General features: G+C 30.2%; 7 protein-coding genes. 1 reads left to right on the top strand and 6 read right to left on the bottom strand.

Annotated elements, in window-relative coordinates:
• On the top strand, nt 1–181 hold a 181-nt coding region (locus tag C8P67_RS22295; protein WP_211319950.1), incomplete at its 5' end, for a hypothetical protein.
• Between the two features lie 483 nt (nt 182–664).
• Here C8P67_RS22295 and C8P67_RS21720 read toward each other — a convergent pair.
• The 6 genes from C8P67_RS21720 to C8P67_RS21695 form a co-directional block, all read right to left on the bottom strand.
• Complete coding sequence (locus C8P67_RS21720) at nt 665–1,051, bottom strand: hypothetical protein (protein WP_115815293.1); 387 nt, start codon at nt 1,049–1,051, stop codon at nt 665–667.
• A gap of 565 nt (nt 1,052–1,616) precedes the next feature.
• Nucleotides 1,617–1,814 (bottom strand): hypothetical protein, encoded by a 198-nt coding sequence (locus C8P67_RS21715; protein ID WP_115815292.1) that lies wholly within the window; start codon nt 1,812–1,814, stop codon nt 1,617–1,619.
• 376 nt (nt 1,815–2,190) lie between these two features.
• The gene (locus tag C8P67_RS21710; protein WP_115815291.1) at nt 2,191–2,502 is read right to left on the bottom strand and encodes a hypothetical protein; all 312 of its coding nucleotides are present in this window, start codon (nt 2,500–2,502) and stop codon (nt 2,191–2,193) included.
• A 178-nt stretch (nt 2,503–2,680) separates the two neighbouring features.
• The gene (locus tag C8P67_RS21705) at nt 2,681–2,977 is read right to left on the bottom strand and encodes a hypothetical protein (RefSeq protein ID WP_147298283.1); all 297 of its coding nucleotides are present in this window, start codon (nt 2,975–2,977) and stop codon (nt 2,681–2,683) included.
• Between the two features lie 233 nt (nt 2,978–3,210).
• Entirely contained in the window at nt 3,211–3,636 is a 426-nt protein-coding gene (locus C8P67_RS21700; RefSeq protein ID WP_115815289.1) for a hypothetical protein, read from the bottom strand.
• Nucleotides 3,637–3,969: 333 nt separating this feature from the next.
• Nucleotides 3,970–4,518, bottom strand: coding sequence for a hypothetical protein (locus tag C8P67_RS21695; RefSeq protein WP_115815288.1), 549 nt, complete (start codon nt 4,516–4,518; stop codon nt 3,970–3,972).
• Nucleotides 4,519–4,624: the final 106 nt, after the last annotated feature.

Genomic DNA, 4,624 nt, shown 5'->3' with positions numbered 1-4,624 from the left:
TGTTAATCCTGATATCTTTTCTATGCGTCTACGTGCTTTCATAAAGTGTCATATAACGTTCTGGCACTACAGCGGGTTTGGGACTAAATTAAGCCTATTCTTCGGATTTGCAAAATCATCCCAAATACAAAACCATCTTTCCATTAAGCCAAATGCCCAAATCCGTTGTAGTGGCTGTTAGGGTGTGTAGCTTGACGATTGCTGAGCACGAACGAATTGTCGTTCCAATTATCGATTCCAATTGCGGAAGTTTTCCACCTTTCGATTTCCGCTCCAATTAGTTTCTGCTTTTTGGAGACAAAGATTGAAAAAACGATAATTAAACCTCAAAAAAAATAGACAAAAAATTCCGCTTTCGGTTTTCCATAAAGCAGTTCACGTTTCTTTGTCCGCAACAATTAAGTCTCAGATTTCGATTCCAATTTCAGTTTAGATTTCGGTCAGCTCAGTTTCTGCTTTGTGATTTATTTCCCGAACTAAAGTTTCTGATTAAAAGCGACTGTTGATCGTCAACCGCTATACACCCTAACGTTCTGGTACTACAGCGGGTTTGGGATTAAATTAAGCCCATTCTTCGAATTTGCCAAATCATCCAGATACAAAACCATATTTTCATTAAGCCAATTGCTCAAATCCGTTGTAGTAGCTGTTAGCTGATGGCTTTTTATTCAATTTTTTCGTAATGTAAATTTTTAAATTTGATTGATAATTCTGAATTTGAGTTCTTCTTATTGATCCAATTTTCATTTTTATCGGTTGAAATTATTGGGTCGAAATCAATTAAATAGAATTCATTTTCTTTTCCAATATAGGTATCCATTATCATTCTGTCATATTTAACAAATCTAAAATCTTCAATATCGGAAAATTTTATTTTTATAATTTCTCTTGTATTTTCTTTGAGACGATTAAAACAACTGATTATTAAAATTACTTCCGATATTCCACTTTTAAAAGTATTATTACTCAAATCAATGTTAGATTTATATTCAACATTAAGAATAAGAGCATCTCCAAAGTCTTGATAATTTTCAATTAATTTTTCTGTCATATTTTGTTTTTTCAGGATATGTATTTTATTATAAATCTTTGAAATCTAAATTTCTGATTTCAATGTTTTTTTCTGTGATTCTTTTTAAGCTATCAGCTAACGTTCTGGTACTACAGCGGGTTTGGGACTAAATTAAGCCCATTCTTCGGATTTGCCAAATTATCCAAGTACAAAACCATCTTTCCGTTAAGCCAAATGCCCAAATCCGTTGTAGTAGCTGTTAGGCATTCGGTTCTTTATGCGCAATATTTCGATTTAGTTTCTGTACAGTTTTTAAGTCAGATTGAACAAATTTTCAAGACAAAGCTCGTCAAAAATAACGAGCAATGTTCTTAAAAAAGAAAGATAATAACTAAGTCTAGCTTAATTATTTTTTGGCTTCACATACAATTAAGTACACGAATGCTAAAGTAATAATTGTTTCCATGTTATCTCAACATTAAAAGTTAAACTCAGATTATCTCAGTAGGCGAGATGCCTAAAAAAACCTCGTTTATAACCTAAACGAGGTTTTAATCATGATAAAAATAAATTGTTCAATTTATCAAAAATTGAAATTGATGTTTCAATAAAAATTGATAATTCTCTCTTTCATAATATCGATTAATTTCTCAATATTCTCTTCTGTTCCTTCTATGGTTAGTAAGTATCCATTTCTGTTTAGATTCAGTTTAGGAAATATTAAAAAATCAAAATCAGCATTATTAAAAAAGGAACGGACAGATTCCGTTTGTTCGTTGTCAAATTGTATTTCTGTAATCATCTTTTAAAATTCATTTATTATGAAAAACATTTTTTTTCTGCGTCAGTTCGGCAGAACTGATGCCTAACGTTCTGGCACTACAGCGGGTTTGGGACTAAATTAAGCCCATTCTTCGGATTTGCCAAATCATCCAAACACAAAACCATTTTTCCATTAAGCCTAATGCCCAAATCCGTTGTAGTGGCTGTTACTAGCCGTTATTTTTATCGGTTATTATTTCTACAGTAGGTGTGCTTCCATCACGGTTAACACCTTTCGGGTCTTTGATTATAATATTTATTTTCAAAACGCAACTTCGTTCAATTTTATATTCGGAAAGTCCATTAATTAATAAACCATTAATAACAACATTTACGCTTTCAGAATTTTTTACAGATTAGTTATTGGATTTGATTTCTTCAATGAATTTCTGAAGAGTTAATAAAGAAGTTTTCTTTTTGCGAGTAATTAAATAAGCACCAATTGAACCGCTATGTACTTCTGCAGATTTACCAAAATAGGTTTGTATTTTCTCTATATTTTTTGGATCTAAAAAGGTTTTATTCATATCTATTTCTTTTCCTTCCATATAGAATTTTCCAATTTCACCAGTTAGACTTTCAGATATAAAAATCTTTTCGCGAGGAGTTTCTTGTGAAAAAACATTCAGAGAAAATAATACAAATAGTGAGATAAATATCTTTTTCATCATTCTGTTTTTGGATATGTCATTTTTATAATGGCTAGTAACGTTCTGACGCTTGGTTGGGGACTAAATTAAGATTTATGTTTCGGTTAAACACTATTTTTCCAAATACAAAACCATCTTTAAATTAAGCCTAAAACCCCAATCTCGCCAAACGGCTGTTACTAGCCGTAATTTTTCGTTATAATAAATTCCATATTCCATTTACGAGTTCTTTTCCTAAAATAATGATTAAAAGAACTGATATTATGAATGAAATTCCAAAAATTTTAAAATAATCTAAATGGGTTTGATTCATTGTTCTTCCGATTATTATTGCCGATATTCCTCCAATTGCTGTCAAAAGTATGACGCATAAAGTTGCCCAGATAAAATAAAATATATTAAAAATAGAATTTAATCCGTCTTGTCCTTCTGCGTAACAATTTAAGCTTAACAAAATAAGTAGAGAGATTAAAAACGTTAGTTTCTTTTTCATTATATCTTTTGTTTTTCTGATAATTAAAGAATCAATCAGGATTTTTACGGATTCTATATTATGGCTAGTAACGTCTTGGTACTACAGCGGGTTTGGGACTAAATTAAGCCCATTCTTCGGATTTGCCAAATCATTCCAAATACAAAACCATTTTTCCATTAAGCCAATTGCCCAAATCCGTTGTAGTAGCTGTTATATGATGGTTATTTTTGTCGAAAGTACGATTTTAATAGCTAATTTTTCAATCCTTTAATTTTTAAAATTCTATTTAAAATAATTCCAAAATAGGAAGTTAAGACAATTATTAGAGCCAAAACTATTTGCCAATATTTTGAACTATTTTCATCAAATATTAATTCGAATTGTGGGATTTGTATTAAAGTCAAAATTAAGATTAGTGTAGTAAAGAAAACAAATGACTTTAAATTTCGGCTTTTGGATTTAGGATTATATCCCATTAATATTTCTTTTGTATAAATAAGTAATATTCCAAGTGTGAAAATATTTGGAATGATAAGATTCCATATTGTGTATTTACTCGTTACAATATTTCCAAATGTAAAATTGAGAAATGTTATCCAACTAAAAATATAAATAGTAATTAGAATAAATACAATCCAAATTGCTTTAAGTGAAAATTCTAAATTAATTGTTTTCATTTTTTTGCTATTATGGTCCAATTTCACCCAATTTTCAAGTTTCTACTTTTCATATTCCTATTTTCAAGTTTTCGCTATTAAACATCAACTTTTTAAAAACTCGAATTCAGACTTTCGCTTTTCAATTTTTATACGCAACTAAATGCGTGATTTTCTTATGATTTTCGTTAGCGTATTTTCGGCGATAACTATCATATAACGTTCTCGCGCTACAAGCAGTTTGGGACTAAATTAAGCCTTGTCTTCGGATTTGCCAAATCTTCCAAATACAAACCAATTTTTCCATTAAGCCAAATACCCAAATTGCTTGTAGCGTGTGTTACCAGCAGTATCTTACGATATCCAGGTATCTTCAATTTTTACTACTTTCCATTTTGCATTAATCTTTTTCAGATAAACTTTGTAACCAAGTCCACAATTTACACCACATCTATATGAAACTTCTAAACTTCCATTTTCTTTGGCTTTATCAAATGTTATATAAGAAAATGACATTACTCCAATAAACTTTTTATATTTTTCTGTCCAGTTTGTATAATTTTCAACATTTGGCAATTCCTTAAAATCTTTAAAAATGAATTTTTTGGTATTGAGTTTTTCGACAGCTCCAAATCTTCTATCAACCGCAACAATTAAATCCAAAGTATCCTTTTTTATCGAGTCCCTTTCTGCTATAAATTTTGGATCGTTCTCTTCTGCTTTAGTTGGAATTCTTGTATAGATTCTTTTGTCTGTATATGTTGAATCAACAATATTTATAAAAACTTGTTTGAATACGTTTTGTTCAAACTCATCGGCAGACATTTCCTTATCTGGCTCAGTATTTTTACACCCAATTAGCGTTAAAAATAAAAAAATTAGAATTTTTGTAGTGTGTCTCATAATATTGCTGGTAACGTTCTGGTACTACAGCGGGTTTGGGACTAAATTAAGCCCATTCTTCGGATTTGCCAAATCATTCAAATACAAAACCATTTTTCCATTAAGC

Source organism: Flavobacterium aquicola, assembly GCF_003385115.1.
Classification (GTDB): Bacteria; Bacteroidota; Bacteroidia; order Flavobacteriales; family Flavobacteriaceae; genus Flavobacterium; species Flavobacterium aquicola.
This window is presented reverse-complemented; position numbering and strand designations above follow the sequence as displayed.

What these genes read in the sequence shown, in the direction of transcription:
- C8P67_RS21720 (WP_115815293.1), bottom strand. Translation starts at nt 1,051, where the DNA reads ATGACAGAAAAATTAATTGAAAATTATCAAGACTTTGGAGATGCTCTT.
- C8P67_RS21715 (WP_115815292.1), bottom strand. Translation starts at nt 1,814, where the DNA reads ATGATTACAGAAATACAATTTGACAACGAACAAACGGAATCTGTCCGT.
- C8P67_RS21710 (WP_115815291.1), bottom strand. Translation starts at nt 2,502, where the DNA reads ATGAAAAAGATATTTATCTCACTATTTGTATTATTTTCTCTGAATGTT.
- C8P67_RS21705 (WP_147298283.1), bottom strand. Translation starts at nt 2,977, where the DNA reads ATGAAAAAGAAACTAACGTTTTTAATCTCTCTACTTATTTTGTTAAGC.
- C8P67_RS21700 (WP_115815289.1), bottom strand. Translation starts at nt 3,636, where the DNA reads ATGAAAACAATTAATTTAGAATTTTCACTTAAAGCAATTTGGATTGTA.
- C8P67_RS21695 (WP_115815288.1), bottom strand. Translation starts at nt 4,518, where the DNA reads ATGAGACACACTACAAAAATTCTAATTTTTTTATTTTTAACGCTAATT.